This window comes from Pontibacterium sp. (genome assembly GCF_964228735.1).
Classification (GTDB): domain Bacteria; phylum Pseudomonadota; class Gammaproteobacteria; order Pseudomonadales; family Balneatricaceae; genus Pontibacterium.
The window spans coordinates 86,414-111,661 of record NZ_CAXRBQ010000086.1 but is presented as its reverse complement, the minus strand read 5'-3'; the positions used below and the strand labels follow the sequence as shown (position 1 = coordinate 111,661).

The 25,248-nt window shown below is 54.4% G+C and carries 19 protein-coding genes and 3 tRNA genes; 10 read left to right on the top strand and 12 right to left on the bottom strand.

All coding sequences use genetic code 11. The features are described from left to right. The first annotated feature begins 1 nt into the window (after position 1). The 6 genes from ACEQ15_RS09960 (at position 2) to ACEQ15_RS09935 (ending at position 5,064) form a co-directional block, all read left to right on the top strand. Positions 2-601, top strand: coding sequence for a 50S ribosomal protein L25/general stress protein Ctc (locus ACEQ15_RS09960; protein WP_370279015.1), 600 nt, complete (start codon positions 2-4; stop codon positions 599-601). Positions 602-632: 31 nt separating this feature from the next. Then, positions 633-1,220 carry an aminoacyl-tRNA hydrolase gene (pth, locus tag ACEQ15_RS09955; protein ID WP_370279014.1) on the top strand — a complete coding sequence of 196 codons (588 nt, stop codon included), beginning with the start codon at positions 633-635 and terminating at the stop codon, positions 1,218-1,220. 14 nt (positions 1,221-1,234) lie between these two features. After that, on the top strand, positions 1,235-2,326 hold the full coding sequence (ychF, locus tag ACEQ15_RS09950; RefSeq protein WP_370279012.1) for a redox-regulated ATPase YchF: 1,092 nt from the start codon (positions 1,235-1,237) through the stop codon (positions 2,324-2,326). Positions 2,327-2,560: 234 nt separating this feature from the next. Then, positions 2,561-2,637: transfer RNA gene (locus ACEQ15_RS09945), tRNA-Met, on the top strand. Positions 2,638-2,685: 48 nt separating this feature from the next. Beyond that, positions 2,686-2,760: transfer RNA gene (locus tag ACEQ15_RS09940), tRNA-Gln, on the top strand. A 246-nt stretch (positions 2,761-3,006) separates the two neighbouring features. Then, entirely contained in the window at positions 3,007-5,064 is a 2,058-nt protein-coding gene (locus ACEQ15_RS09935; RefSeq protein WP_370279011.1) for an EAL domain-containing protein, read from the top strand. Positions 5,065-5,607: 543 nt separating this feature from the next. Here ACEQ15_RS09935 and serB read toward each other — a convergent pair. Continuing rightward, the gene (serB, locus tag ACEQ15_RS09930; RefSeq protein WP_370279010.1) at positions 5,608-6,822 is read right to left on the bottom strand and encodes a phosphoserine phosphatase SerB; all 1,215 of its coding nucleotides are present in this window, start codon (positions 6,820-6,822) and stop codon (positions 5,608-5,610) included. 129 nt (positions 6,823-6,951) lie between these two features. Here serB and ACEQ15_RS09925 point away from each other — a divergent pair, with 129 nt between their 5' ends. After that, positions 6,952-8,307: a phosphatase PAP2 family protein gene (locus tag ACEQ15_RS09925; protein WP_370279008.1), complete on the top strand. Its 1,356-nt coding sequence runs from the start codon at positions 6,952-6,954 to the stop codon at positions 8,305-8,307. Here ACEQ15_RS09925 and rnr read toward each other — a convergent pair. The 6 genes from rnr to queA all read right to left on the bottom strand — a co-directional run bounded on the left by rnr (position 8,304) and on the right by queA (position 16,654). Beyond that, positions 8,304-10,955 (bottom strand): ribonuclease R, encoded by a 2,652-nt coding sequence (gene rnr, locus ACEQ15_RS09920; RefSeq protein WP_370279007.1) that lies wholly within the window; start codon positions 10,953-10,955, stop codon positions 8,304-8,306. The two genes, ACEQ15_RS09925 and rnr, sit on opposite strands and share 4 nt — an antisense overlap. 298 nt (positions 10,956-11,253) lie before the next feature. Then, positions 11,254-12,168, bottom strand: a complete 915-nt coding sequence (secF, locus tag ACEQ15_RS09915; RefSeq protein WP_370279006.1) for a protein translocase subunit SecF — start codon at positions 12,166-12,168, stop codon at positions 11,254-11,256. Between the two features lie 13 nt (positions 12,169-12,181). Next, positions 12,182-14,035, bottom strand: coding sequence for a protein translocase subunit SecD (gene secD, locus ACEQ15_RS09910; RefSeq protein ID WP_370279005.1), 1,854 nt, complete (start codon positions 14,033-14,035; stop codon positions 12,182-12,184). 67 nt (positions 14,036-14,102) lie between these two features. Further along, a complete protein-coding gene (gene yajC / locus ACEQ15_RS09905; RefSeq protein WP_370279004.1) occupies positions 14,103-14,432 on the bottom strand; it encodes a preprotein translocase subunit YajC in 330 nt (109 codons plus the stop codon). A 39-nt stretch (positions 14,433-14,471) separates the two neighbouring features. Further along, positions 14,472-15,611, bottom strand: coding sequence for a tRNA guanosine(34) transglycosylase Tgt (gene tgt, locus ACEQ15_RS09900; protein WP_370279003.1), 1,140 nt, complete (start codon positions 15,609-15,611; stop codon positions 14,472-14,474). Next, on the bottom strand, positions 15,608-16,654 hold the full coding sequence (queA, locus tag ACEQ15_RS09895) for a tRNA preQ1(34) S-adenosylmethionine ribosyltransferase-isomerase QueA (RefSeq protein ID WP_370279002.1): 1,047 nt from the start codon (positions 16,652-16,654) through the stop codon (positions 15,608-15,610). The genes tgt and queA overlap by 4 nt, the downstream gene beginning before the upstream one ends. Before the next feature lie 124 nt (positions 16,655-16,778). Here queA and ACEQ15_RS09890 point away from each other — a divergent pair. Further along, positions 16,779-16,865: transfer RNA gene (locus ACEQ15_RS09890), tRNA-Leu, on the top strand. A gap of 367 nt (positions 16,866-17,232) precedes the next feature. Here the strand turns inward: ACEQ15_RS09890 and nhaA are convergent. The 4 genes from nhaA to ACEQ15_RS09870 form a co-directional block, all read right to left on the bottom strand. After that, entirely contained in the window at positions 17,233-18,702 is a 1,470-nt protein-coding gene (gene nhaA, locus ACEQ15_RS09885) for a Na+/H+ antiporter NhaA (protein WP_370279001.1), read from the bottom strand. A 552-nt stretch (positions 18,703-19,254) separates the two neighbouring features. Beyond that, positions 19,255-20,364 carry a 5-(carboxyamino)imidazole ribonucleotide synthase gene (locus ACEQ15_RS09880; RefSeq protein ID WP_370279000.1) on the bottom strand — a complete coding sequence of 370 codons (1,110 nt, stop codon included), beginning with the start codon at positions 20,362-20,364 and terminating at the stop codon, positions 19,255-19,257. Continuing rightward, on the bottom strand, positions 20,364-20,846 hold the full coding sequence (gene purE, locus ACEQ15_RS09875; RefSeq protein WP_370278999.1) for a 5-(carboxyamino)imidazole ribonucleotide mutase: 483 nt from the start codon (positions 20,844-20,846) through the stop codon (positions 20,364-20,366). The genes ACEQ15_RS09880 and purE overlap by 1 nt, the downstream gene beginning before the upstream one ends. Before the next feature lie 455 nt (positions 20,847-21,301). Continuing rightward, positions 21,302-22,345: a PLP-dependent cysteine synthase family protein gene (locus tag ACEQ15_RS09870; RefSeq protein WP_370278998.1), complete on the bottom strand. Its 1,044-nt coding sequence runs from the start codon at positions 22,343-22,345 to the stop codon at positions 21,302-21,304. A 137-nt stretch (positions 22,346-22,482) separates the two neighbouring features. Between ACEQ15_RS09870 and ACEQ15_RS09865 the strand changes: the two genes are divergently transcribed. Continuing rightward, the gene (locus ACEQ15_RS09865; RefSeq protein WP_370278997.1) at positions 22,483-22,938 is read left to right on the top strand and encodes an Lrp/AsnC family transcriptional regulator; all 456 of its coding nucleotides are present in this window, start codon (positions 22,483-22,485) and stop codon (positions 22,936-22,938) included. Between the two features lie 134 nt (positions 22,939-23,072). Continuing rightward, the gene (locus ACEQ15_RS09860; protein ID WP_370278996.1) at positions 23,073-24,389 is read left to right on the top strand and encodes an oligosaccharide flippase family protein; all 1,317 of its coding nucleotides are present in this window, start codon (positions 23,073-23,075) and stop codon (positions 24,387-24,389) included. A 4-nt stretch (positions 24,390-24,393) separates the two neighbouring features. Here the strand turns inward: ACEQ15_RS09860 and ACEQ15_RS09855 are convergent, their stop codons facing one another. Next, the gene (locus tag ACEQ15_RS09855; protein WP_370278995.1) at positions 24,394-25,176 is read right to left on the bottom strand and encodes a 3-hydroxybutyrate dehydrogenase; all 783 of its coding nucleotides are present in this window, start codon (positions 25,174-25,176) and stop codon (positions 24,394-24,396) included. Positions 25,177-25,248 lie beyond the last annotated feature (72 nt).

Below are 25,248 nucleotides of genomic sequence, written 5' to 3'. Positions count from 1 at the left end.
AATGTCTGAATTTGTAATCAACGCTGTAGCGCGTGAAGACGAGGGGAAAGGTGCGAGCCGCCGCCTGCGTCGTGAAGGTCTGGTTCCTGGTATCGTTTACGGTGGTGACAAGCGCAAGAAGCCTATCGCTATCTCCATCCCTAACAACGAACTGATCAAAGACATTCAGGACGAATCTTTCTTCTCTTCTATCCTGACTGTTAAGCTGGACGGTAAAGAAGACAAGGTAATCATCAAAGACCTGCAGCGTCACCCAGCACGTCCAGAAGTTCTGCACGCAGACTTCCAGCGCGTGACTAAGACTACTAAGATCAAGATCACTGTTCCTCTGTCTTTCGTAAACTTCGAACAGTCTGCTGCTTCTAAAGGCGCTGCTAAGTTCGCAGTTGAGAAAAACACTGCAGAGATCCTGTGCCTGGCGGACAACCTGCCAGAATCCCTGACTGTAGATCTGTCCTCTGCAGAAGTTGGCCAGGTTCTTCACCTGTCTGACATCACTCTGCCAGAAGGTGTAGAAATCGTTGCACTGCGTCGCGGCGCAGACCACGACCAGGGTATCGGTTACGTTTACTCTCCACGTGGTGCTAAAGCTGGTAAGTAATTACTCCCGCTTTAACGCATAAGGTACCGGCATGAACGACAAGATTCAGCTTATCGTTGGTCTGGGAAATCCCGGAGCACAATACGCAAATACCCGTCACAATGCCGGTGCTGAGTTTGTTGAGCAGCTTGCTGCTCAACAACTCACCTCCCTGCAGCCCGAAAAGAAATACCACGGGCTCTACGCAAAAGTTCATATCGATGGCCAGCCCCTTCACCTGCTGGTACCCACAACATTCATGAACTTGAGCGGCCAGTCAGTATCATCCCTGGCTAATTTCTTCAAAATTCCCCCTGAATCCATTTTGGTTGCTCACGACGAGCTGGATATGCCTCCGGGTGTCGCTCGTTTCAAGAAAGGGGGTGGTCACGGTGGCCACAATGGCCTGCGCGACATCATCAGTAAGATGGGCAACAACAAGAATTTTTACCGCCTGCGCATAGGTATTGGCCACCCAGGCCACGCCAGCCAGGTTTCCGGTTTTGTCTTGAGCAAAGCACCGGTCAGTGAACGCCAGGCAACTGATGCCGCCATTCACGAATCGATCCGCTATCTGCCTGAAGCCATCAAAGGCGACTGGGCAAAAGCGATGAATCAACTCCACAGTTTCAAAGGTTAACGGTAGGACTCACCATGGGTTTTAAATGCGGTATCGTCGGTCTGCCGAACGTCGGCAAATCCACCCTGTTCAACGCTCTGACTAAAGCAGGCATCGCGGCTGAAAACTACGCGTTCTGTACCATCGAGCCAAATGCCGGTGTTGTACCAATGCCTGATCCTCGTCTGGACAAACTGGCCGAGATCGTAAGCCCCGAGAAAGTTATCCCTACCACCATGGAGTTTGTGGATATCGCCGGCCTTGTAGCAGGCGCCTCCAAGGGTGAAGGTCTGGGCAACAAGTTCCTGGCCAACATCCGCGAAACCGATGCGATCGCTCACGTTGTTCGCTGTTTCGAAGACGACGACGTACAGCACGTTCACAACCGTATCCACCCGCTGGAAGATATCGACATCATCAACACCGAGCTGGCACTGGCAGACCTGGAGTCTGTTGAGAAGCAGCTACAGCGTGTTCTGCGTGTTGCAAAAAGCGGCGACAAAGATGCGATCAAGCAGAAAGAGATGCTGGAGCGTCTGCAGGATCACCTGGGTGCAGGCAAACCGGTTCGCTCCCTGGAGCTGGACGACAACGAAGCCGCGCTGGTCAAGCAGTTCCACCTGCTGACCGTTAAGCCAACCATGTACATCGCCAACGTTGATGAAGATGGTTTCGAAAACAACCCACACCTGGACGCTGTGCGCGAGCTGGCTGAATCTGAAGGCGCTCAGATCGTTGCGATCTGCAACAAGCTGGAAGCCGAGATTGCCGAGCTGGACGACGAAGAGCGTGACGTCTTCCTGGAAGACTTAGGGATGGAAGAACCTGGCCTGGACCGTGTAATCCGCGCCGGTTACAACCTTTTGGGCCTGCAGACTTACTTCACCGCCGGTGTTAAGGAAGTGCGCGCCTGGACCGTTAAGGTGGGTGCTACCGCACCACAGGCAGCTGGGGTTATCCACACCGACTTCGAAAAAGGCTTTATCCGTGCCGAAGTGGTCTCTTACGATGACTTCGTTGAATATAACGGCGAACAAGGTGCAAAAGAAGCCGGTCGCTGGCGCCTGGAAGGTAAGGACTACATCGTGAAAGACGGCGACGTCGTTCACTTCCGCTTCAACGTGTAAGCGACCTAACCCTTCTTAAAAAAGCCGATCCCTCGAGATCGGCTTTTTTGTTTCTCCCCCGCCTCCTTCCTTACCCCAAACTGCACACCAATCAACCAACTCTGGCGAACAAATAACCAGCCAAAATCACTTTGCTTGACGCTTCAAAAAAATTGCCGATTTTTTAATTTTTTTCGCATACAAGCTGTTGACACATAAGCCAAAACAGAGAATAATTCGCGACCTCAACAGCACGGCAATATAGCTCAGTTGGTTAGAGCATCGCATTCATAATGCGAGGGTCGCAGGTTCGAGTCCCGCTATTGCCACCATTTGCTCTCACTGAGAGCCTGCATTAAAGCTCATTCGAGCGACATTGTTGGGGTATCGCCAAGCGGTAAGGCACGGGATTCTGATTCCCGCATGCGGAGGTTCGAATCCTCCTACCCCAGCCACTCTCTTTGCCCTCTCCCCCTACTTTTTCCAGTGTTTTTTCTTAAAAATTTTCGCGCCGGTTAAATTTTGTTTTATATCAATAGCTGGTCAAAATATGTCCTGACTTTTAAAGTTTAAGCCGATACACTTGACCGACTAAAACCAAGGACTGAAATTCAAGCGCCCGGGGATAGCGCATGACTCAATCACCTTCATTTGCAACCAAAGCGGTCTTAGACCAGCTCTCGACACGGCGACGTCAGAGATTGAGAAAGAACGTACAACTGATGTTTCTCGGTATGTCTGCAGAAGAGACAGATCCGATCATTCGTCTGTTGCGCGCATCTCGTCTTGCGCCACGCGGGCATCTGGTATCAACCGAACAGGAGTTCCTGGACGCCCTGAGTGAGCGTTCCTGGGATGCCATTCTGTTCACGACCGATCAGTCCGGTTTCAGCGGTAAAAACGCGATGCACCACCTGCGTCGCCTCGACAAAGATATCCCCCTCATTCAGCTGGTACCAAACTCCGACAGCCACTATCTGTTGCAGGGTCTGAAGAACAACATCCAGGCCGTTGTGCCACTGGAAGAGAAAGAACTCCTGATTCTGGCGATCCGCCGCGAGCTTGAAAACCTGGAAGCCCGCCGCAAGCTGCGCCAGACTGAATCCGCGCTTTCCGATGCTGAGAAACAGTACGAATCCCTGCTGGAAAGCTCCACGCACGCAATTGCCTGCTGTGACGGCGACACCATCCTGTTTGCCAACCAGAGCATGGCGTCCCTGCTGGGCTTCGAATCCCCGGAAACCCTGATCGGCACCTCTCTGGGCCTCTGCTTCAGCCAGAACCACAAAGAGGAGCTTCAGGAACAGCTACAGCGCATGCCAGCGGAAAACCTGCGTAGCGCCAGCCTGCAGCTGACAGCAGTACGTGCCGACGAAACCGAATTTGATACCAACCTCGCCCTGCGCCCGGCGCGTTACAACAACAGCGCCTGCATTCAGGTCACACTAAGCGCTGAACGTAAGGAAGAGGTACTGCAGGACAAACTGGATCTGGTATCCGGTTTGTATAACCTGGAGCACTTCAACAGCGAACTGGATGAAACCCTGCAGCGTGCACTGGAAGGTGGCGCCGACTGTAACCTACTCTACATCAGCCTGGATAATTATCTGGAGATCCGCTCCGATATCGGTATCGAAGGTTGCGACCAGGTTGTGCGTGATATCTCTACCCTGCTGAAGAAACACGTCAACAAAGCTCACCTGCTGGCACGCCCGGAGGAAGACAGCTTTGCAGTGGTGTACCACGACCCGAATCCGGACAAAGCCTACAATCTGGCCAGAAAGCTGTGTAAAGCGATTTCCGGTAACATCTCCGAGTCGGGCAGCACCACCATCCAGACCACCAGCTCCATCGGTGTCGCCACCATCAGTGACAACACCCCTACGCGTAAGGTGATTCTGGAGCGCGCTCGCTCTGCTGCCGACAGCATCCGCGCCGAGAACCAGCGCGGTAACGGCGTGAAGCTTTACGAGCCGTCCGAGAGCAACACCGACGATTCCACCGATCAGGTCTTCATGCTGGAAGACGCGATTCAGCAGAACAACCTGAAGCTGTTGTTCCAGCCGATTGTTGCCCTGAACAGCCAGAACGTCACTGATCACCACTACGAAACCTTCCTGCGTCTGCTGGGCGAGAGCGGTGAAGAGATCTCGCCAAACGATTTCCTCGACACGCTGGACCAAGCCGATATCAGCATCAAGGTGGATCGCTGGGTGATCAAGGAAACCATGCTGAACATGCAGCGTGAGTTCCGCCGCAAGCAACGCAACCGCGTCTTTATCAACCTCTCCAGCCGCACCCTGCGAGACCGCAAGACGCTGCTGTGGCTGGCTGAACTGCTACGCAAAGCAGGCCTGCCTGCCAACTATCTGGTATTCCAGATCAGTGAGACCGATGCATCTTCTTACCTGAAGCACGCCAAGCTGTTTGCCGACAGCCTGCGCAAGCTGCACTGCCAGATCTGTATCAAGCACTTCGGCAGCTCTATCAACTCCGAGCTGGTCCTGAAACAGATCAACCCGGACTACGTGAAGCTGGATGGCAGCTACATTCAGGAGCTGAACGAAGCCGGTGCTGACAATAAAGACGTTATGAAGCTGCTGCACATGCTGAAAGTACAGAAGAAAGTCACTATCGCACCGCTGGTAGAAGGCACCCGCGTTATGGGCACTCTCTGGAAAGCGGGTGTCGACTTTGTACAGGGTAACTACCTGCAGTCACCAAAAGACGCGATGGATTACGACTTCTTCGACAGTTGATATCTCCATTAGATATATATAAATAGCCATTCGAAATATAAAAGTCTGCTAACTATACTGGCTGCAGGCTGTGCAACCACAGGCTGTTGATTGCTTTCTATTCTTCAGTTAGTCACTGACTTGTAGACTAATCCTCCCCGTAAGGCAGACGTCTTGCGGGGATTTTTTATTTCCCCCCTCGCCATTGATCTACTCTCAGGCAATCCTGACAATCACGTCTATACTTCTCTGTACTGTTAAAACAGATCAGCAACAAAGGGGATATAGAATTCAAATGATTAGCCTTCTCGATCAAACGAGCCAGCTGGTGATATTGTTTTGCCTTGCGTTTGTAGGCGAGTCATTGCTATTCCTCGAAGGCGGCAATGCCCATCAGATCCAGAATGCCTTGCTGATACTGTTTCTGGTGATGGGAACCCGCCTGTACACCAGACCGATCCTTAAGGCCCGCCAAGCAATACGCACAAAAAAAACCTTTTGATCCCCCTGATATACAGGGAAATCCAAAGGGTTTTCTCTACGCAGCGGTTAGCTGCTTTTGCATTACTTCAGCGCATCACGATCGCGGAAACCGATCAGATACAGGATACCGTCCAGACCCAGGGTAGAGATCGCCTGTTTCGCGCTCTGGCGCACCAGTGGCTTCGCACGGAAGGCGATACCCAAACCAGCAATAGACAGCATCGGCAGGTCGTTAGCGCCGTCACCGACAGCGATTGTCTGCTCCAGACATACGCCTTCCTTCTCAGCAATCTCGCGCAGCAGCTCAGCTTTACGCTCACCGTTTACGATGGTGCCCTTCACCTCACCGGTTACTTTGCCGTCAACGATGTCCAGCTCATTGGCGTGCACATAGTCGAAGCCCAGCTTCTCCTGCAGGTAGTGGCCAAAGTAGGTAAAACCACCGGATAGGATCGCGGTTTTGAAGCCCAGCGCTTTCAGGTTAGACACCAGCTCTTCCACACCTTCGGTCATCGGCAGGCGTTCGGCGATATCCTGCAGCACAGAGGCATCCAGACCTTTCAGCAAGCCGACACGACGACGGAAGCTCTCATTGAAATCGATCTCACCGCGCATCGCGGCTTCGGTGATTTCGATCACCTGATCACCTACACCGGCTTCCTTCGCCAGTTCGTCGATCACTTCCGCTTCAATCAGGGTGGAGTCCATATCAAACACCACCAGGCGACGGTTACGGCGATAGATATTGTCTTCCTGGAAGGCGATATCCACGTCCAGATCGCTGGCAGCCTTGAGGAACTCGGCACGCAATGCAGCATCATCATGCGGTGCACCACGCACGGAAAACTCTACACAGGCCTTGGTTTGCTCAGTAGCGTCCTGCAGGGAGATACGGCCGGAGAGACGGCTGATGTTGTCGATGTTCAGGCCATGCTCTGCAGCGATACGTGTCACACGCCCGATATGATCTGCGGTAATCTTACGCGCCAGCAGGGTGATGATATGACGGGATTTACCCTGGCCATCCACCCAGCCCTCGTACTCATCCGCGTCCACCGGCTGGAAACGGATATTCATGTTCAGTTCGTGGGCCTTAAACAGCAAGTCACGCAGCATGGGTGAGCTTTCCGCTTCTTTAGGCACCTCGATCAGAATCCCCAGGGACAGGGTGTTGTGGATAACAGCCTGGCCGATATCGAGGATATTGATCTGGTTTTCCGCCAGAATAGTGGTGATTGCGGACGTAACACCCGGTTTGTCATCACCGGAAATAGTGAGCAGGATGATCTCGTTCATCAAAAGTGGTTCCGTAGCCGGTCGGTTTGGGCGCAAATTATAACAGAGGTAATCAATTTCATATCTATGATTACAGTATTAGGACATGTTAACTCTTCTTTATTGCTTTACTGCTAAGGGATGATCGCCTTGGACGACCTGATCACCTGGATCAACAGCAACAGTAGCCTAGGCATTCTGCTGGCAATTGGCGTCCTCTCCATGCTGGAGTCGCTCGCCTTTGTTGGCATTCTCGTTCCCGGGATCGCGATTCTGGCCACATTAAGCTGGTTTGCCGGCCAACAGGCGCTGTCACTGCCCTTCATGCTGCTGAGCGGTTTTATCGGCGCTGTGATCGGCGACTGGCTCAGCTACCTGCTGGGTCGCTACGCCAGCCACTGGATCTCAACCCTTCCGATCATCAAGCGACATCCCAACTGGCTGACGGAAGGCCAGAGGTTCTTCGCCCGTTACGGCGGCCGCAGCATCTTCCTGGGGCGTTTTGTTGGCCCTATAAGGGCAGTGATCCCCTTTGTCGCAGGAAGCTGTGCAATGCCACCACAGCGCTTCCTGGTCTTTAACCTGCTCTCCGCCGCCTGTTGGGCGCCGGTATCCCTGTTGCCCGCCTATTGGCTCGGCCAACAGGCAGAAGAGCTGCAAATGACCTGGAATATCTGGTTACAGCTGATCGCCCTGCTGATGTTTGTCGCGGTGCTATTTCAGGCGGCCCACCACCAGCTGGAACCCGGCAACTGGCTCTACCGCTACCTGCACCCTTTTGCAGAACACCCCCACCGGCAGCTGCGTACCCGCCTGTTCGCGACCAGCATGTTGGCCACCCTGCTTGCCTGCATCGGCGTGCGCCTATACTGGGCGCTGCCCTCCTGGGAGCACAGCACCTTTGAACGGATGCAGAGCCTGCCTGAGCACCTTTTGCCCACGATAACGCTGAGCACCCTGCCGGGGGACGGCCTGTTCCTGGCGCTGGGCAGTTTATCCACAGCCCTGCTGCTCTGGTTTTACCGACACCGGTCAGCCGCGCTCTGCTTTGCTGGCACCGTCGCAGCCACCATGGCGATCAATACACTGCTGAAGCTGCTATTTGACTGGCCACGCCCAGCGATCGGCCAACAGCTTTACGAAAGCGCCAGCTTCCCCAGCGGACATGCTGCAGGCGCAGCCGCACTGCTGGCAGGCTGGGCGGTGCTGATGGCACATAAATATGAGGCACGAACAAAGCGCAGGATCTACCTGGCGACATTTGCACTGATCGCACCGGTGGCACTCTCAAGAGTATTGCTGGGGGTTCACTGGCCGCTGGATGTGGTGGCCGGCAGTACGGTGGGGTTGTTCTTTGCCGCGCTGCTGCGCTGGCAGATGGATCAGGAGGGGAATTACACCCAGCCAACAGCATTTCGCTATTGGCTGGGCGCAGGGATCGTTCTGCTAAGCCTGGGCTACGCCTTATGGCGTTTGCCCTCTGCAATCAGCTTTTATGCAGGTTAACGCTTAGGCTTCTTGGCGACTTTCTTAGGACTTTTCTTGGCGCCCTTCTTCGTGGTTGCTTTAGCTGCAACCACCTTTTTCACAGAGGCCTTTTTGCCCGCCTTGCCTTTGCGCTTCAGGGACTTCTTGCTCTTGCCTTTGGATTTCGGCGCCAGCTCAGCCAGTTCCCGTTCGGCCGGTGAGAGCTTTTCCAGGCGAGCCTTGTCTTTGGCTTCACTCTCTTGCTTACGGCGTGGGTTGTGCGGATCTTTCGCCTTAGCTTTGGTCGAGACCGGACGCTTGCGCGGCTTACGATTGCTCTCCCACTCGTGCTTGCTGCCGTAATCGGCTTTACGTCCAACTTCGGACGGCGCACTGATTTTGCCTTCCGCCAGCAACTGACGCTTCTTCACCTTTTCACGGGTTTCGATGGTTTTGACCAGCTCGAAGTCAATCTTGCGCTCATCCAGGTCTACACGCACCACCTGCACACGCAAACGGTCACCCAGACGGAAGTTCTTGCGGGTACGCTCGCCCACCAGGCGCTGCTTAGCCGCGTCAAAATTGTAGTAATCCCCTGGCAGCGCGGTCACGTGGATCAAGCCTTCAACAAACACGTCTTCCAGCTCAACGAAAACGCCAAAGCCGGTCACAGCAGAAATGACGCCGTCAAACTCCTCACCCACCTGATCCTGCATGTATTCGCACTTCAGCCACGCCACCACATCACGGGTTGCATCGTCCGCACGACGCTCTGTCATGGAGCAGTGCTCACCCAGCTGCAGCATCTGCTCCAGGGTGTAGCCATACTGGAAATCCAGGTTGGGGCTGAACTCATCCGGACGGCCAATTGAACGGTCCTCTTTCGCTGAGTGGATCATGGCACGGATTGCACGGTGCACCATCAGGTCCGGGTAACGGCGGATTGGGGAGGTGAAGTGAGTATATGCAGCATACGCCAGACCAAAGTGGCCTTTGTTGTCCGGGCTGTAGACCGCTTGACGCATGGAGCGCAGCATCATGGTCTGGATCACATGACGATCCGGGCGACCTTCGATCTGCTCAGCCAGCAATTGGTAGTCCGCAGGCGTTGGTTCATCACCACCACCCAGATTCAATCCCAGCTCGCCCAGGTAGGCGCGCAGGCTGCTGAGTTTCTGCTCTTTTGGTCCTTCATGGATACGGTACAGCGATGGCACTTTCAGCTTGGCCAGGAAACGTGCGGTCGCCACGTTGGCGCACAGCATGCACTCCTCGATCAGCTTGTGGGCATCGTTGCGGTACACCGGCACGATCTTCTCGATCTTGCGCTCATCACCAAACAGGATACGGGTTTCAGTGGTTTCAAAGTCGATCGCACCACGCTCTTCACGCGCTGCGCGCAGACTGTGATAGAGGCCATGCAGTGTTTCCAGATGCGGCATCAGATCTGCGTATTGGCCACGCAGGGACTTGCCGTCTTTACTCTCCGGCTGCATCAGCATCTTGCCCACCTTGGTGTAGGTCAGGCGTGCGTGGGACTGGATCACGGCTTCGTAGAACTTGTATCCCGACAGGTTACCGGCGGCACTGATGGTCATCTCACACACCATCGCCAGACGGTCTACGTGCGGATTCAGGGAGCAGAGGCCATTAGAGAGCAGCTCCGGCAGCATCGGCACCACGAACTCAGGGAAGTACACCGAGTTACCCCGGTTGTGACCTTCCAGATCCAGCGCACTGCCCGGGCGCACGTACCAGGACACATCCGCAATCGCCACCCAAAGACGCCAGCCACCGGACTTTTTCTTCTCGGCATAGACAGCATCATCAAAGTCTTTGGCATCTTCACCGTCGATGGTGACCAGTGGCAAATGACGCAGATCGACGCGGTTGGCCTTAGCGCTCTCTTCCACCTCAGCGGTCAGGTCACCGATCTCCTGGCGTACCGTATCCGGCCACTCGTTCGGCACATCGTAGTTGGCGATCGCAACCTTGATCTCCATCCCCGGTGCCATGTGGTCGCCCAGCACCTCAACCACATGGGCCTGCGGCATCTGGCGTTTACCCGGCTGGCGGAACACCTCCACCACAACCAACTGCTGATCCTGGTATTCCAGGCGGTTTTCCGGGTCCGGCACGATCAGGACTTTCTGGGTGACACGCTGGTTTTCCGGGATCAGTTCACCAAAACCGTTGTCACCGGTAAAGCGCCCCACCAGCTTGCGGGTGCAGTGCTCCAGCACCTCAACAATCTTACCTTCGCGGCGCCCTTTGTGGTCGACACCTACTTCCTGCACCAGTACACGGTCGCCATCAAATACCTGGCGCATCTCGCGCGGGGTCAGGAACAGGTCATCGCCGCCTTCATCCGGCTGCACAAAACCAAAACCGTCACGGTGACCGATCACACGCCCCTGGATCAGCGACATACGTTTGATCAGACAGAACTCGTTCTTACGGTTGCTCATCAGTTGGCCATCACGGCACATCGCCTTGAGGCGGTGCATCAGCGGGTCGGCCACGGCCGGATCGTAAATCTCCAGCTCGCGACACAGGTGACGATGGCTGATCGGCGCATTCCAGTTATCCAGGAACTCCATAATGAAGGCGCGGCTAGGAATCGCGTTACCGTATTTCTCCGCCTCTGCGGCGGCATGAGGGTCTTTTTCGATCCAGTTATTACCCATGCGGATGGTTTTGCCTATTCAATTCGAAATCTAATTCTATGAGTCTAACGCATGTCGTGCTTTCTATCTTCATTTCAGGCACTTAGCAGGCGTTTTATCGGCCGTAAAACAAAAAAAGCCAGCATTTAGCTGGCTTTTAAGATTCTTTCCGAGAAGAGCTGTTGTGGGTAGAACGTTATGAGCGCAGGCTGGGCAAGGCAAAAGTCTGTGAAAGAGCGCAGTTTACCGGGAGTAAATGAGCATCTTGAGCAGACTTTTAACGCAGCACAGCCAAGCGCAATAGCTATACACCAACAGCTTAAGGTCGGTCGTCGACCTCCTCCTCCTTCTCCGGTGGCATCAGGTCTTCCTTGGTCAGATTCATCATGATCAGCACGTTCGCCGCCACGTAGATGGAGGAGTAAGTACCGATCAGTACACCCACCAACAGGGCAATGGCAAAGCCGTGGATCATCTCACCACCGAACACCGCCAGCGCAACCAGCACCAGCAAGGTGGTCAAGGAGGTTACTAAGGTACGGCCCAGGGTCTGGCTCAGGGAGATGTTCATAATCTCGATTGGCGTACCCTTACGCACCTTACGGAAGTTCTCACGGATACGGTCAGACACAACGATGGTATCGTTGAGGGAGTAACCGATTACCGCCAGCACTGCTGCCAGTACCGTCAGGTCGAAGTCCAGCTGGAATACGGAGAAGAAGCCCAGCACGATCAGTACGTCGTGTGCCAAGGCGGATACCGCCCCCACAGAGAACTTGAACTGGAAGCGGAACGCCACGTACACCATGATCATGAACAGTGCCAGCAGCATGCCCAGACCACCCTGTTCACGCAGTTCCTCACCCACCTGGGCGCCGACAAACTCGTTACGACGCAGGGTCAGTTCCTGAGTTTCACCTTCCTGCAGCGCAGCAACCACCTTGTCACCCAGTTTCGGGTCGTGGTCCTGGCCCAGACGGATCAGGATATCGGTTGGCGAACCAAAGGTCTGTACTACCGCATCGTCGTAACCCGCTGCTTCCAGCTGGCCACGTACACGGTTCAGGTCGGCAGGCTGTTCGTACCCCACCTCCACCAGACTACCGCCGGTGAAGTCCAGACCCAGCTTCAGGCCGTTAACCGCCAGGGAACCAATCGAGATCAGCAGCAGGACTGCCGAGAACACTGTCGCAACTTTGCGCAGGCCCATGAAGTTCAAAATCTTTTCAGTCATCTCTCTTGCTCCCTCAGATCGACAGCTTCTTAAGCTGGCGACCACCGTAGGCCAGGTTAACCAGTGCACGGGTTACCATGATCGCAGTGAACATGGAGGTCACGATACCCACGGACAGAGTGATAGCGAAGCCTTTCACCGGACCGGTACCCATAGCAAACAGGATCACTGCCGCCAGTAAGGTGGTGATGTTGGCATCGAAGATGGTGGTGAATGCGCGCTCGAAGCCGGCGTGGATCGCAGACTGCGGCGGCAGACCGTTCTTCAGCTCCTCCTTGATACGGGAGAAGATCAGAACGTTGGCGTCCACGGCCATACCGACGGTCAGTACGATACCGGCGATACCCGGCAGGGTCAGGGTTGCCGACAGCATCGACATCACCGCCACCAGCAGCACCAGGTTCAGGGTCAGCGCCACGTTTGCCAGCAAACCAAACACGCGGTAGTACACCAGCATGAAGATCAGTACCAGGGCGAAACCGATCTGTACGGAGGTCACACCCAGTTCGATGTTCTCTGCACCCAGGCTAGGACCCACGGTACGCTCTTCCACGAAGTAGATTGGCGCAGCCAGCGCACCGGCACGCAGCAACAGTGCCAACTCGGAGGATTCGCCTGCACCGTCCAGACCGGTGATACGGAACTGGTTACCCAATACGGACTGGATGGTCGCCAGGGAGATAATCTTCTTCTCCTGGTAACGAATCTTCTCGGTTACGGTCTCGCCGTTAACCTGCTTGGTTACCGTGCGCTCTTTGTCCTCAACAAACAGTACCGCCATGCGACGCTTAACCGCGTTGCGGGTGGTACGGTTCATCAGCTCACCGCCCTGGCTATCCAGGTTGATGTTAACCTGCGGCATGCCATTTTCGTCGAAGCTCGCCTGCGCGTTGGCTACGTTATCACCCTTGATGATGATCGCCTTTTCCAGCACGGCGGTACGACCCGGTTCGCTACGGAACTCGTAGGTTTCGGTGGTCGCACGGGATGCAGTGGTCTTCGCTTCCAGACGGAATTCCAACGTTGCGGTCTTACCGATGATCTTCTTGGCCGCTGCAGTGTCCTGAATACCCGGCAACTGCACGACGATACGGTTACGGCCCTGACGTTGTACCAACGGTTCAGCCACACCCAGTTCGTTGACACGGTTACGCAGGGTCGTCAGGTTCTGTTTCAGCGCGTAGTCTTCGATCTCGCGAATCTTGGCTTCAGACAGGTTCACCACTACGTAGTACGCACCATCGCGGTCGTCGTTGGTGACCAGGAAATCCGGGTACTCCTTACGCAGGAAGCTCAGTGCTGCATCGCGGGTTTCCAGCTTAGGAAACTTCACCGCCAGCGCACCGTTATCCTGTGTATCCACAGTACGGTAACGCAACTTCTCATCACGCAGCTTACGCTTAATCTCGGAGTTGTAGTTGTCCAGCTTCTGCGACACGGCGGTTGGCAGGTCAACTTCCAGCAGGAAGTGCACACCGCCACGCAGGTCCAGACCCAATTTCATTGGACCGGCGCCGATGGAGGTCAGCCAGTCAGGGGTGGTCTGTGCCAAGTTGAGCGCTGCTACGTAGTTGTCGCCGACAACACTGGCGACAACGTCTTTCGCCTTCAGCTGCGCTTCGCCATCAGGAAAGCGGATCAGACCGTTACGTTCGTTCAGCTCGGAGGATTTGATCTCAATACCCGCTTTTTCCAGGGCATTGGTTACACGGCTCATCAGTTGTTGATCGACCGTGTAAATATCACGGGTGCCCGTCACCTGTATGGCGTGGTCATCCGGATAGAGGTTTGGTGCAGCGTATAACGCACCCAGTGCCAGTACGAATACGACCAGCAGGTTTTTCCAGAGGGGGTATCGGTTGAGCATGGTGCCCTGTCCCTATCAGATACAAAAACGCCACTTTGTAAGTGGCGTTTCCTTATTAAGCGTTAGATCAGATGCTTTTCAGGGTGCCTTTTGGAAGTGCCGCAGACACGTGGTTTTTCTGGAAAGTCAGCTCAGTACCTTCGCTTACCTCCAGAACAACGTAGTCATCGTTCAGCTTAACTACTTTGCCCAGGATGCCGCCAGCAGTCAGGACTTCGTCACCTTTCGACAGACCACCAACCAGTTCGCGGTGCTCTTTTGCACGTTTTGCCTGTGGGCGCCACATGAAGAAGTAGAAGATCAGACCGAAGCCGACCAGGAACAGAATGTTAAACATGCCGGAATCAGGTGCTACAGCAGCGCCTTCTGCGTATGCAGGAGAGATCAGGAAGCTCATTCAGCTTACTCCACAACGTATAATAAATGTTCTTTTGACTTATATGGTGTCAAGCGGCGGCGTTTCAAGGCCCCGCAGACGGTAAAATTCGTCAACAAAGTCGCTCAATTTACCCTGTTCAATAGCCTCGCGCAATCCGGCCATCAGTACCTGGTAGTAGTGCAGGTTATGGATGGTGTTCAGCTGCGAGCCCAGAATCTCCTTGCACTTGTCCAGATGGTGCAGGTAGGAGCGACTGAAGTTCTGACAGGTATAACAGTCACAGGTTTCATCCAATGGACGGGTATCGGTCTTATTAGACGAATTGCGGATCTTTACGATGCCGGTGGTGGTGAACAGGAAACCGTTACGCGCGTTACGGGTTGGCATCACGCAGTCGAACATATCCACACCGCGGCGTACCGCTTCGACGATATCTTCCGGTTTACCCACACCCATCAGGTAACGGGGTTTATCTTCCGGCATCTTGTACGCCAGATGATCCAGTACCTTCACCATCTCCTCTTTTGGTTCCCCCACAGACAGGCCACCGATGGCGTAACCATCAAAACCGATCTGGGTCAGACCTTCGAGGGATTCGTCACGCAGGTGTTCATACATACCGCCCTGCACGATACCAAACAGCGCCGACGGGCTGTCGCCGTGGGCGTTCTTGGAACGCTCCGCCCAACGCAAAGACAGACGCATAGACTGCGCCGCTTCGTTTTCGGTCGCCGGGTACGGGGTGCACTCGTCGAAGATCATCACGATGTCGGAACCCAGATCACGCTGAACCTCCATCGACTTCTCCGGGCTCAGTACCACCTTGTCGCCGTTCACCGGCGATTGGAAAGTCACACCCTCTTCGGTGATCTTACGCATGTTGCCCAGGCTGAATACCTGGAAACCGCCGGAATCGGTCAGGATCGGCCCTTTCCACTGCATAAAGTCGTGCAGATCACCGTGTTGCTTGATGATCTCGGTACCCGGACGCAACATCAGGTGAAAGGTGTTACCCAGGCAGATCTGTGCACCGGTAGCTTTCACATCACGTGGCAGCATACCTTTGACGGTACCGTAGGTACCCACTGGCATGAATGCCGGCGTTTCCACATCACCGCGTGGAAATGAGAGGCGGCCGCGACGGGCTTTACCGTCTTCGCCCAGCTTCTCAAACTTCATGAAACATTCTCGGCTCACTTTGCCTCCAAAGACCCGCCCTGACGGGTAATAAACATCGCATCACCGTAACTGAAGAAACGGTAACGCTCCTCTACCGCCACCTTGTATGCCTGCATCACATGCTCGTAACCCGCAAAGGCACTCACCAGCATCAGCAGCGTGGACTCCGGTAGATGAAAATTGGTAATCAGCACGTCTACCGCGCGGTAGTCGTAGCCAGGATAGATAAAGATATCGGTGTCGCCCATGTACGGCTGGATCTCACCGCTTTGGGATGCGGTCTCCAGGCAACGCACACTGGTGGTGCCCACCGCGATCACCCGACCGCCACGCGCCTTGGTCGCCTTCACCTGCTCGCACACCGCTTCGCTGACCTCGATATACTCAGCGTGCATCTTGTGCTCATCGATGCTGTCCACTTTCACCGGCTGGAAGGTACCCGCACCCACGTGCAGTGTCACAAAGGCTTTCTCAACGCCTTTTGCTTCCAGTTTGGCCAGCAGCTCTTCGTCGAAGTGCAAACCGGCGGTAGGAGCCGCCACAGCGCCTGGCTTGGCGTTGTACACCGTCTGGTAGCGTTCGCGGTCAGACAACTGGTCTTCGCGCTTCATATAGGGCGGCAACGGCATATGACCGTGCTGCTCCAGCGCATCGATCACGTGACCGTCCAGCTGGAACTCCAGCTCGAACAGCTTATCGTGACGCGCCACCATCAGCGCTTCGATACCACCTTCCAGACTCAGCTTGGCGCCCGGCTTAGGTGAACGGCTGGAACGGATATGCGCCAACGCACGTTTATCATCCAGCAAACGCTCGATCAGCACCTCAACCTTGCCGCCACTCTCTTTCTGGCCAAACAGACGTGCCGGAATCACGCGGGTATCGTTAAACACCACCAGATCGCCCGTTTCCACCATATCCAGCACATCGGCAAAGTGACGGTGTTTCAGCTCACCGCTGTTGCCGTCCAGGCACAGCAAACGGCTCTGGGTGCGTTTTTCCAGCGGAAAACTCGCAATCAGCTCTTCAGGAAGCTCAAAATGAAAATCTTTTACCTGCATGCAGCGTACTTACACTCGCAATTTGAAGACCGCGCATTCTAACGGAATTGGGAAGTTTTTGCAGAAAAATGACCACTAAGTGATTGACGCATCGTGAAACCTACCTATAATACGCCCTCACTGTGCCAGCGTGGTGAAATTGGTAGACACAGGGGATTCAAAATCCCCCGCCTTAACGGGTGTGCCGGTTCGAGTCCGGCCGCTGGTACCACAGATTACAAACAAAAAGGCCCTGCTCATCGAGTGGGGCCTTTTTGTTTGTATTAGCTGTCGCCAGACAGCTGCCGGAGGAGAACCGGAGGTTCGACAAATAGCATCCCACGATGCTATTTGAGACGAGGCGTTCACGCCAAAGCCCTGCTTCAGCAGGGTCGTTGCAGCCCAAAGGCTGAAACGATCATTCCGGCCGCGGAGTATCTCTCACTACGCCTACTAAGCCCCACTGTAGACAACCTCAGGACTGCCCTCCCTGCCCTAATCACGTTGTAGACGAACACAAATAAAAAAGCCCCGCTCATAGAGCAGGGCTTTCGCATGTCTGGCTTAGATGCTCACTGGGAGCATCTTGACGCTATTCCTTAGGTGCTAGACTCAGCCGTCTTAGGAGTTTCCTCAGCGATCTTAGTCTCTTCCTCGGCCGGTTCAGCTGTATCTGCTTCCACCTCGGACTCAACCTCAGGTTCTTTCACCTGCTTCTTGGTCATCATGTACAACCAGGTGAAGCCGATCAGACCGGATACCAAGGACGCAAACAGGATACCTGTTTTCGCCATGAGCAGATCGTGTGGCGAGCCCGCAAAGCCAAGCTCAGCGATGAAGATGGACATGGTGAAACCGATACCACCCATGAACGCTACGCCGACAATATGGTTGAAGTTCAGATCCGCTGGCAGCTTACAAAGCCCCATCTTCACTGCAACCCAACTCAGACCAGCAATACCGATCAGCTTACCGACTACCAGACCAAAAATAACACCCAGAGCAACCGGATCGGTCAGCACGTCGCCGAAGCTACCAAACTCAATCGGCACACCCGCGTTAGCCAGCGCAAAGATCGGGATTACGATATACGCAGATGGCAGGTGCAATGCATGTTCCAGCTGCTGTGCCGGCGCCTGAGCCAGGTTTACACCTTCACCCAGATGGTGCACACGGGAACGCAGCTCATCATTCACCATGATGTTCGCATTACGTTTGTACGACTCCTTGATCTGATCAAGGGTCATCTTCATCTGACAGATGAAACGCTTCGGATCATATTTCGGTTTCATCGGCATGGTGAACGCCAGCAGCACCCCGGCAAGGGTTGCGTGTACACCACTCTTCAGCATCGCAATCCACAGGATTGCTCCGATGAACAGGTAAGGAGACTGGCGGCGGATACCACCTTTGTTAAAGCTGATGAGGATCGCTACACACAATGCAGCAATACCCATGGCGCCCATGTTCAGACTTTCGGTGTAGAACAGGGCAATAACGATAACCGCGCCCAAGTCATCCACGATCGCCAGTGCTACAAGGAACAACAGCAAACTAGTCGGAATACGGCTCCCTAACAGCGCCAGCGCACCCAGAGCGAAAGCGATATCGGTTGCCATTGGGATACCCCACCCTACAAAGGTTGGGCTACCCGCATTGATACCCATATAGATCAATGCTGGTACGACCATGCCGCCTACTGCAGCGATAATCGGCAACAGAGCCTGTTTCACGTCGGACAGTTCGCCAACGAGCAGCTCGCGTTTAAGTTCCAAACCTACGACCAGGAAGAAGATCGCCATCAGGCCATCGTTAATCCAGTGGTGTAATGTTTTAGACAGTTGGAAGCCTTCTACGCCAACTGTGAAATGCAGTTGGAAGAAGTGATGGTATTGTTCGTAGAAACCAGTGTTGGCAATTATTAGCGCAACTACCGCACACAACATCAGCAACACACCACTGGTGGTCTGACGGTGAATGAACTCCTCAAGCGGAGAGAGAACGCTGTTAAACGCCTTTTCCCACGGCGCTATGTACTCTTTGCCCTTAACTCTGCGTTTCGGTCTCATCTTATGCTCCAATCACAATCTCTGATTCGCACGACTTAAGACGTCATTCGGACGGATCAATCAGCTAAATCCCGAACCACTTCGGGAGCCATTTTGGCTATCTGATTGCCACCGACTAAAGTCTTAGACGTGTCACTTTATCAGAATTCTCAATGGGGATTACATACTCATAACGACAAAACATCTGTTACGCATTGTCTGAACTATAAGTAACTGTGGTAAATGATTTAATGCCTCTACAGCGAAAATCGCAGGCCTTTCATCAGAGATGAAACCTTGCAAAAAGTTCGCCAATCAAGCGCGTTAAACACACTAAACAGAAACCCGAGCCTCATCCTTGCTCGTCATCAAATCAACGGGCTTTCGCCATCTGTAACACATACCCCAGCCTGGAAAGCTTCGATAAAGCCCTTACAAGGCATTTTCCTTACACGTCATAACGGGGCCAGAGGCGTTCTTGTGGAACACCTCTGCAACACGAAAATGTGTACAGCCAGCGTTGCAAGCATAACTGTTTTTACATGCTGCAACGCGCGATGGCCGTAACTTATATCATACGGAATCAGGACCGTACAAATCCTGCTTGATACTATTGAGTTGGTCCAGAAGTTGGGCGCGATCATCATTCCAAAGGTTTAGATGACCCACTTTTCGACCAGGGCGGAGGGATTTGTTGTACTGGTGAACCTGAACATTGCTCAGGCTTTGCTGCGCTTTGGTTGGGCGACAACCCAGCAGGTTGACCATGCCCACACACTGGCTTGGCTGGGTGTTACCCAGGCCCAGCGAGGTGATTGCACGCAGGTGGTTTTCAAACTGGGAGCTTACGTTCAGCGCTTGTGTCCAGTGACCGCTGTTGTGCACGCGCGGCGCCAGCTCGTTGACCACCAGCCCCTCGTCGGTGACAAACAGCTCAATCGCCAGCACACCCACGTAATCCATTGCGTCCAGCACTTTGCGGCCGATCTCTTCAGCCTGTTCCACCAGCTCGGGTGAAGGCAGTTCAGCCGGTACGATGGAGGTCAGCAGAATGCCGTTGCTGTGGTAGTTCTCAGTCAGTGGATAAAACGCCACTTCACCTTCGGTGTTACGTGCAGCCACCAGGGAAACTTCGCGCTCGAACTTCACCAGGCCTTCGATTACCAGCTCTGGACGGGAATCCAGTGCCATCAGCTCAGCAAAGTCTTCTTCTGTACGGAGCATCCACTGGCCGTAGCCGTCGTAACCCTCTTCACAGGTCTTGACCAGCACCGGGAAGCCCATTTCGGCGATACCCTGGCGCAGCTCGTCATCGTTCGCAGCCAGTTTGAACGGTGCTGTCGGAATGCCGATACCGTTGAGGAAACGCTTTTCGCGACCACGGTGCTGGCAGATTTTCACAGCATCTGGACTTGGGCAAACGGCGCAGAATGGCTGAAATGCTTTCAGCAGCTCTACGTCCAGGTGCTCGCGTTCAACGGTCACCACATCAGGTTTACCCATTGCTTCATAAAGCTCTTCCATGCTCTGCTCAGGCTGGAACTCAACAATGGTTCCCAAGCCTTCCACGCAGCCGCGGTTCTCGCCTGGCATCGCCAGGAACGAGAAGCGATATCCCATAGGCCAACCGGCAAGTGCAAGCATTCGAGCAAGTTGCCCGCACCCAACGACAGCTACGTTCATTATTCGACCTCCACAGGCACATTGTCAGTCTGGTTTTTACGCCAGTCCTGCAGACGCTGGCTCAGTGCTTCGTCTTTCAGCGCCAGCATCTGTGCAGCCATCAGGCCTGCGTTGTAGGCACCGGCTTCACCAATCGCCTGACAGGCAACGGCTACGCCTTTTGGCATCTGAACCATGGACAGCAGGCTGTCCATGCCTTTGAGGTTTTTGCTTGCTACAGGCACAGCGATCACTGGCAGGTGAGTCATGGACGCCGCCATACCCGCCAGGTGAGCAGCACCGCCCGCACCAGCGATGATCACTTCCACGCCACGGTTGTGCGCTTCAGTCGCGAACTCAAACAGACGCTCTGGCGTACGGTGAGCGGATACAACCTGTGTGTCGAATTCTACACCCAGCTCGCTCAGTGGTTTGGTTGCGTTTTTCATGGTTTCCCAATCGGAGCGAGAACCCATAATGATGCTGACTTGTGCTGTGCCCATCGAATATATACCTATTGCTTAGCAGCTGGCCGCGCCTGTCAGAAAGGGGGCGGGGCCACGTTATTAAATCCCAAATGCGAATTATGCACGCAGACGAGATAGATAAAAATCGGTATTCTCTAGATTAGCCACAGATACACCGATAGTTAGCCATCTCATGCAGGCCTGAAGACGGCAAATAAAGCCGTATTCAGAATGCTGTAGTTACCGCTCACCCACCTCGGTGATCAGCGGCCTGCCAGACATCATCACGACGCCATATTTAAAGATCTACAACACCGTTTCGCCCAGCGCGTATATGGTAACAAAATTCAGGATTAACTGCGCCTGCATGCGACTACTCTGTTCGTAATGACGCCAGAAGTAACCCGGCAAATTGGCAGGGGACTCCTATCTTGCTGAAATAAGGGCACAAAATTGGGGCAGCATCGAATCCCGACGCCCCAAAACAGGGCTCAAAACCGGGCGTCCAGTTGGTCGATATAGGGCTGAACATCCCCAATATGTTTCTTCACCCAAACCGGGCTGTAATAGGTATCCAGATAGCGCTCGCCGCTGTCACACATCAGGGTAACGATTGATCCGGTTTCTCCCCGAGCCTGCATCTCTTTGGCAACCTGCAATACACCCCACAAGTTGGTTCCGGTAGATGCCCCTGCCTTACGGCCGATTTTTTGCTCCAACCACAGAATCGTGGCGATACTGGCGGCATCCTCCACCTTTATCATTGTGTCGATCACATCCCACTGAAAGGACGCCTCCACCTGCGGACGACCAATCCCCTCTATCCGGCTGCCCATACTGGCAGTCAGACCGGCATCGCGGGTGACATAACTGTCATAGAACACAGAGTTCTCCGGATCGACCACCAGCAGCTGTGTATCAAACCCTTTGTAGCGAATATAGCGCCCGATGGTGGCCGATGTGCCGCCGGTACCCGCACTCATCACCACGGTGTGTGGCACCGGGTTGGGTTCTGCTTCCATCTGCCGGAAGATGCTTTCGGCAATGTTATTGTTGCCGCGCCAGTCGGTGGCCCGCTCGGCGTAGGTAAACTGATCCATAAAGCAGCCATTCAGCTCGTTTGCCACTTTGATCGCTTCATCATGCATCTGGGTTGCGCAGTCCACAAAGTGGCAACGACCGCCAAAAAATTCGATCTGGCGGATTTTGCTCTTGGCGGTACTGCGTGGCATCACGGCGATAAACGGTACACCAATCATCCGCGCAAAGTACGCCTCGGATACCGCGGTACTGCCCGAGGAAGCTTCCACGACGGTGGTGTTTTTGGTGACCTTGCCGTTACAAAGCGCATACAGAAACAGGGAACGCGCCAGGCGGTGCTTCAGACTGCCAGTTGGGTGAGTGCTTTCATCCTTCAGATAGATATCGATCCCCTTCAGCTTCAGCCCTTCCAGCTTGATCAGATGTGTATCCGCCGAACGCTGATAATCTGCGGAAATTTTACCGATTGCTTCAGTTACCCAGGACGCCATCATTTACCCTCTTTCAGATTAAAAAACGTTGTGATTAATCTACCAAGGGGGGTGGAGAAAATTTTTGCTAGTTCTTGACAGCCTACGCCTAAAAGGAGAAATATTTTCTCCACTGAGCCCCAATAAGAAAACCAAATGCCATGGACAAGACAGACCGAAAAATTCTTGATCTACTGCAAAGCGACTGCACCCTGTCGGTGAGCGAGATCGCCGAGCAGGTAAACCTGTCCACCACCCCCTGCTGGAAGCGGATCAAACGTCTGGAAGATGAAGGCATCATCAAGGCCCGAGTAGCGCTGCTGGACGGTGCCAAGATCCAATTGGGCATTTCGGTGTTTGTGCATATCAAAACCCAACACCACGACTCCGCCTGGCTGGAGAAGTTTGCCGAGCGGGTAATGTATTTTGATGAGGTGGTGGAGTGCTACCGCATGTCCGGCGAGTGGGACTACCTGCTGCGGGTGGTGGTGAAGGATATCGAAACCTTCGATGTGTTCTATAAAAAGCTGATCAACGATATCGACGGGTTATCCAATGTCACCTCCAGTTTCTCTATGGAAGAGATCAAGTACACCACCAAACTGCCGATCAAGTAATCCGCTACCATCAATGACGATATTGGGCCTGAAATGGCCTCTTATCCATTGGCCTAATCTAGGCCATTGTGGAATAGCCATCCCATTTCACCTTCTATATCTTCGCGCTATCCAACAGCGCGATAAGCACCCCCATGGAAAATCAAAACACTAAAGACCCACTTGCGCCCGACTACTTCAAAAAGGGCAGCCTGATTCTGTTCCTGGGTGTGTTTGTGGGTTTCCTGGCCGATTACCTGTTTAACCTCACGCTCAGCAACACACTCTCAAGCCATGAATACGGCGACTACAAGGTAGCCTACGCCTTCGCTGCGCTGGCCAGTGTATTGATCCTGCTAGGTGGTGACCGGGTGGCGCCGCGCATTCTATCGGCGCCGCTGTCCCGCGGGGATAACCGTTGCGTGTGGGAATTTCTGCGTTTCTATCTACTGATTGCCGCGGGCCTTTCACTGGCGGTGATTATCTGTACGGCCATCGGTGGTTACCTGCATCTGAGCAGCACCGACCTGGAAGATCACCATCCGCTGTTGATGATGTCCTTTGTCCTGCCGTTGATCGCCGTTGGGGCGTTGCTCAGTCGCGTACTGCAATCCGCAAAACTGCTGGCGCTCTCCAACCTACCCTGGCGTATCGCCCTCCCCCTGCTGAAGATCGTATTGATCGGCGCGATCTGGGCGCTATTCGCCAAGGTGGAGTTGTGGCAGGTGATCGCCTCCGGTGCCACTGCGGTTTGTGTAATTATCGGTTGGCAGTGGTACAAATTGCGTCAGCTGGATCTGGTCACAATACAGCGCGCACCGGAGACAAGTGGCGGCCAGCATTGGCTCAAGCTGTCGGTCCCAATGATGCTGGCGATGTTGATCACCCTGGGACTGAACCAGATCGACCTGTTTATGCTGGAGCTGCTGGCGCAGGAACATGACGTGGGCCACTTTGCGGCGGCAGCCACCACCGCCCATATGCTACCGGTAGCTCAGGTGACGGTCGCGGGGCTGTTCCTGCCGTTGATCGCACCGGCGATGGAACAGGGTGAACACACGGCTCGCACTTTGTTCTGGCGCGGCCAGAAGCTGATCACTCTGGTGATTGTCACACTTACCCTATTCCTGATCGTCGCCGGACAGTGGTTGCTCTCCTTCTTTGGCGAAGACTTCCTGCAGGCCCAACAGGCGCTGATCTACCTGATTTCGGGCTACGCTGTGTGGGCGTTGGCAGCATTTTCCTCCACCTGGCTGCAGTACAGCCATCGCGGCACCTACGTGGTGGTGATCGGCTGCCTGACCCTGTCAATTGATGCCCTGTGCAACCTCTGGTTGATCCCCCGTTACAGTATCAACGGCGCCGCCATCGCCACTCTGATCGCCATGAGCCTGGCGGCACTGATGACCTGGGCGGCGTATTACTGGCATCAGGTGCAGACCAGACTGCAATCACACAGGCCATCAACCTAACGCTTTACTGCGCTGTCCAACCGCCGTCCATGATCATCGACGTACCGGTCATGGAAGCTGTCGCATCGCTGCAGAGGAACAGTGCCGCATCACCCAGCTGCTCGACGGTGACAAACTTCTTGGTGGGCTGAGCCTTCAGCAGCACGTCCCGTTTTACTTCCTCTTCAGTGATACCGCGGGCCCTGGCGGTGTCCGGAATCTGTTTTTCCACCAGCGGAGTAAGCACGTAACCCGGGCAGATCGCATTGACGGTCACCCCCTGCTCTGCCACTTCCAGGGCAACGGTTTTGGTGAAACCGATCAGGCCATGCTTGGCGGCCACGTAGGCAGATTTATAAGGTGACGCCACCAGACCGTGGGCCGAGGCCAGGTTGATGATGCGGCCCCAGCCGCGCGCTTTCATGCCCGGCAAGACCAGGCGGGTGGTGTGGAATGCGCTGGTAAGGTTGATCGCCATAATCGCGTCCCACTTTTCGGTCGGAAACTCATCCACCGGCGCCACATGCTGGATACCGGCGTTGTTGACCAGCACATCGATCTGCCCAAAGGCGGTCTCCGCCTGCTCTACCATTACTTCAATCGCAGTGGGCTGGGTCATATCAGCATCGGAATAGAGCACCTGCACGCCATAGCGGTTCTCCAGATCCTGGCGAATCTGTTCAATCTGCGCAGCATCACCAAAACCGTTCAGCATGATATTCATGCCGCTTTTGGCAAGTGCGGTGGCGATACCTAAACCGATGCCGCTGGTCGAACCGGTTACGATGGCGTTTTTGGGTTGGGTCATCTGAGAGTATCCGTTAGCTCTTGTTATTGGTCAGAGTGATCCACGCTCCTGTTCGCATCAGACACAGGAGGT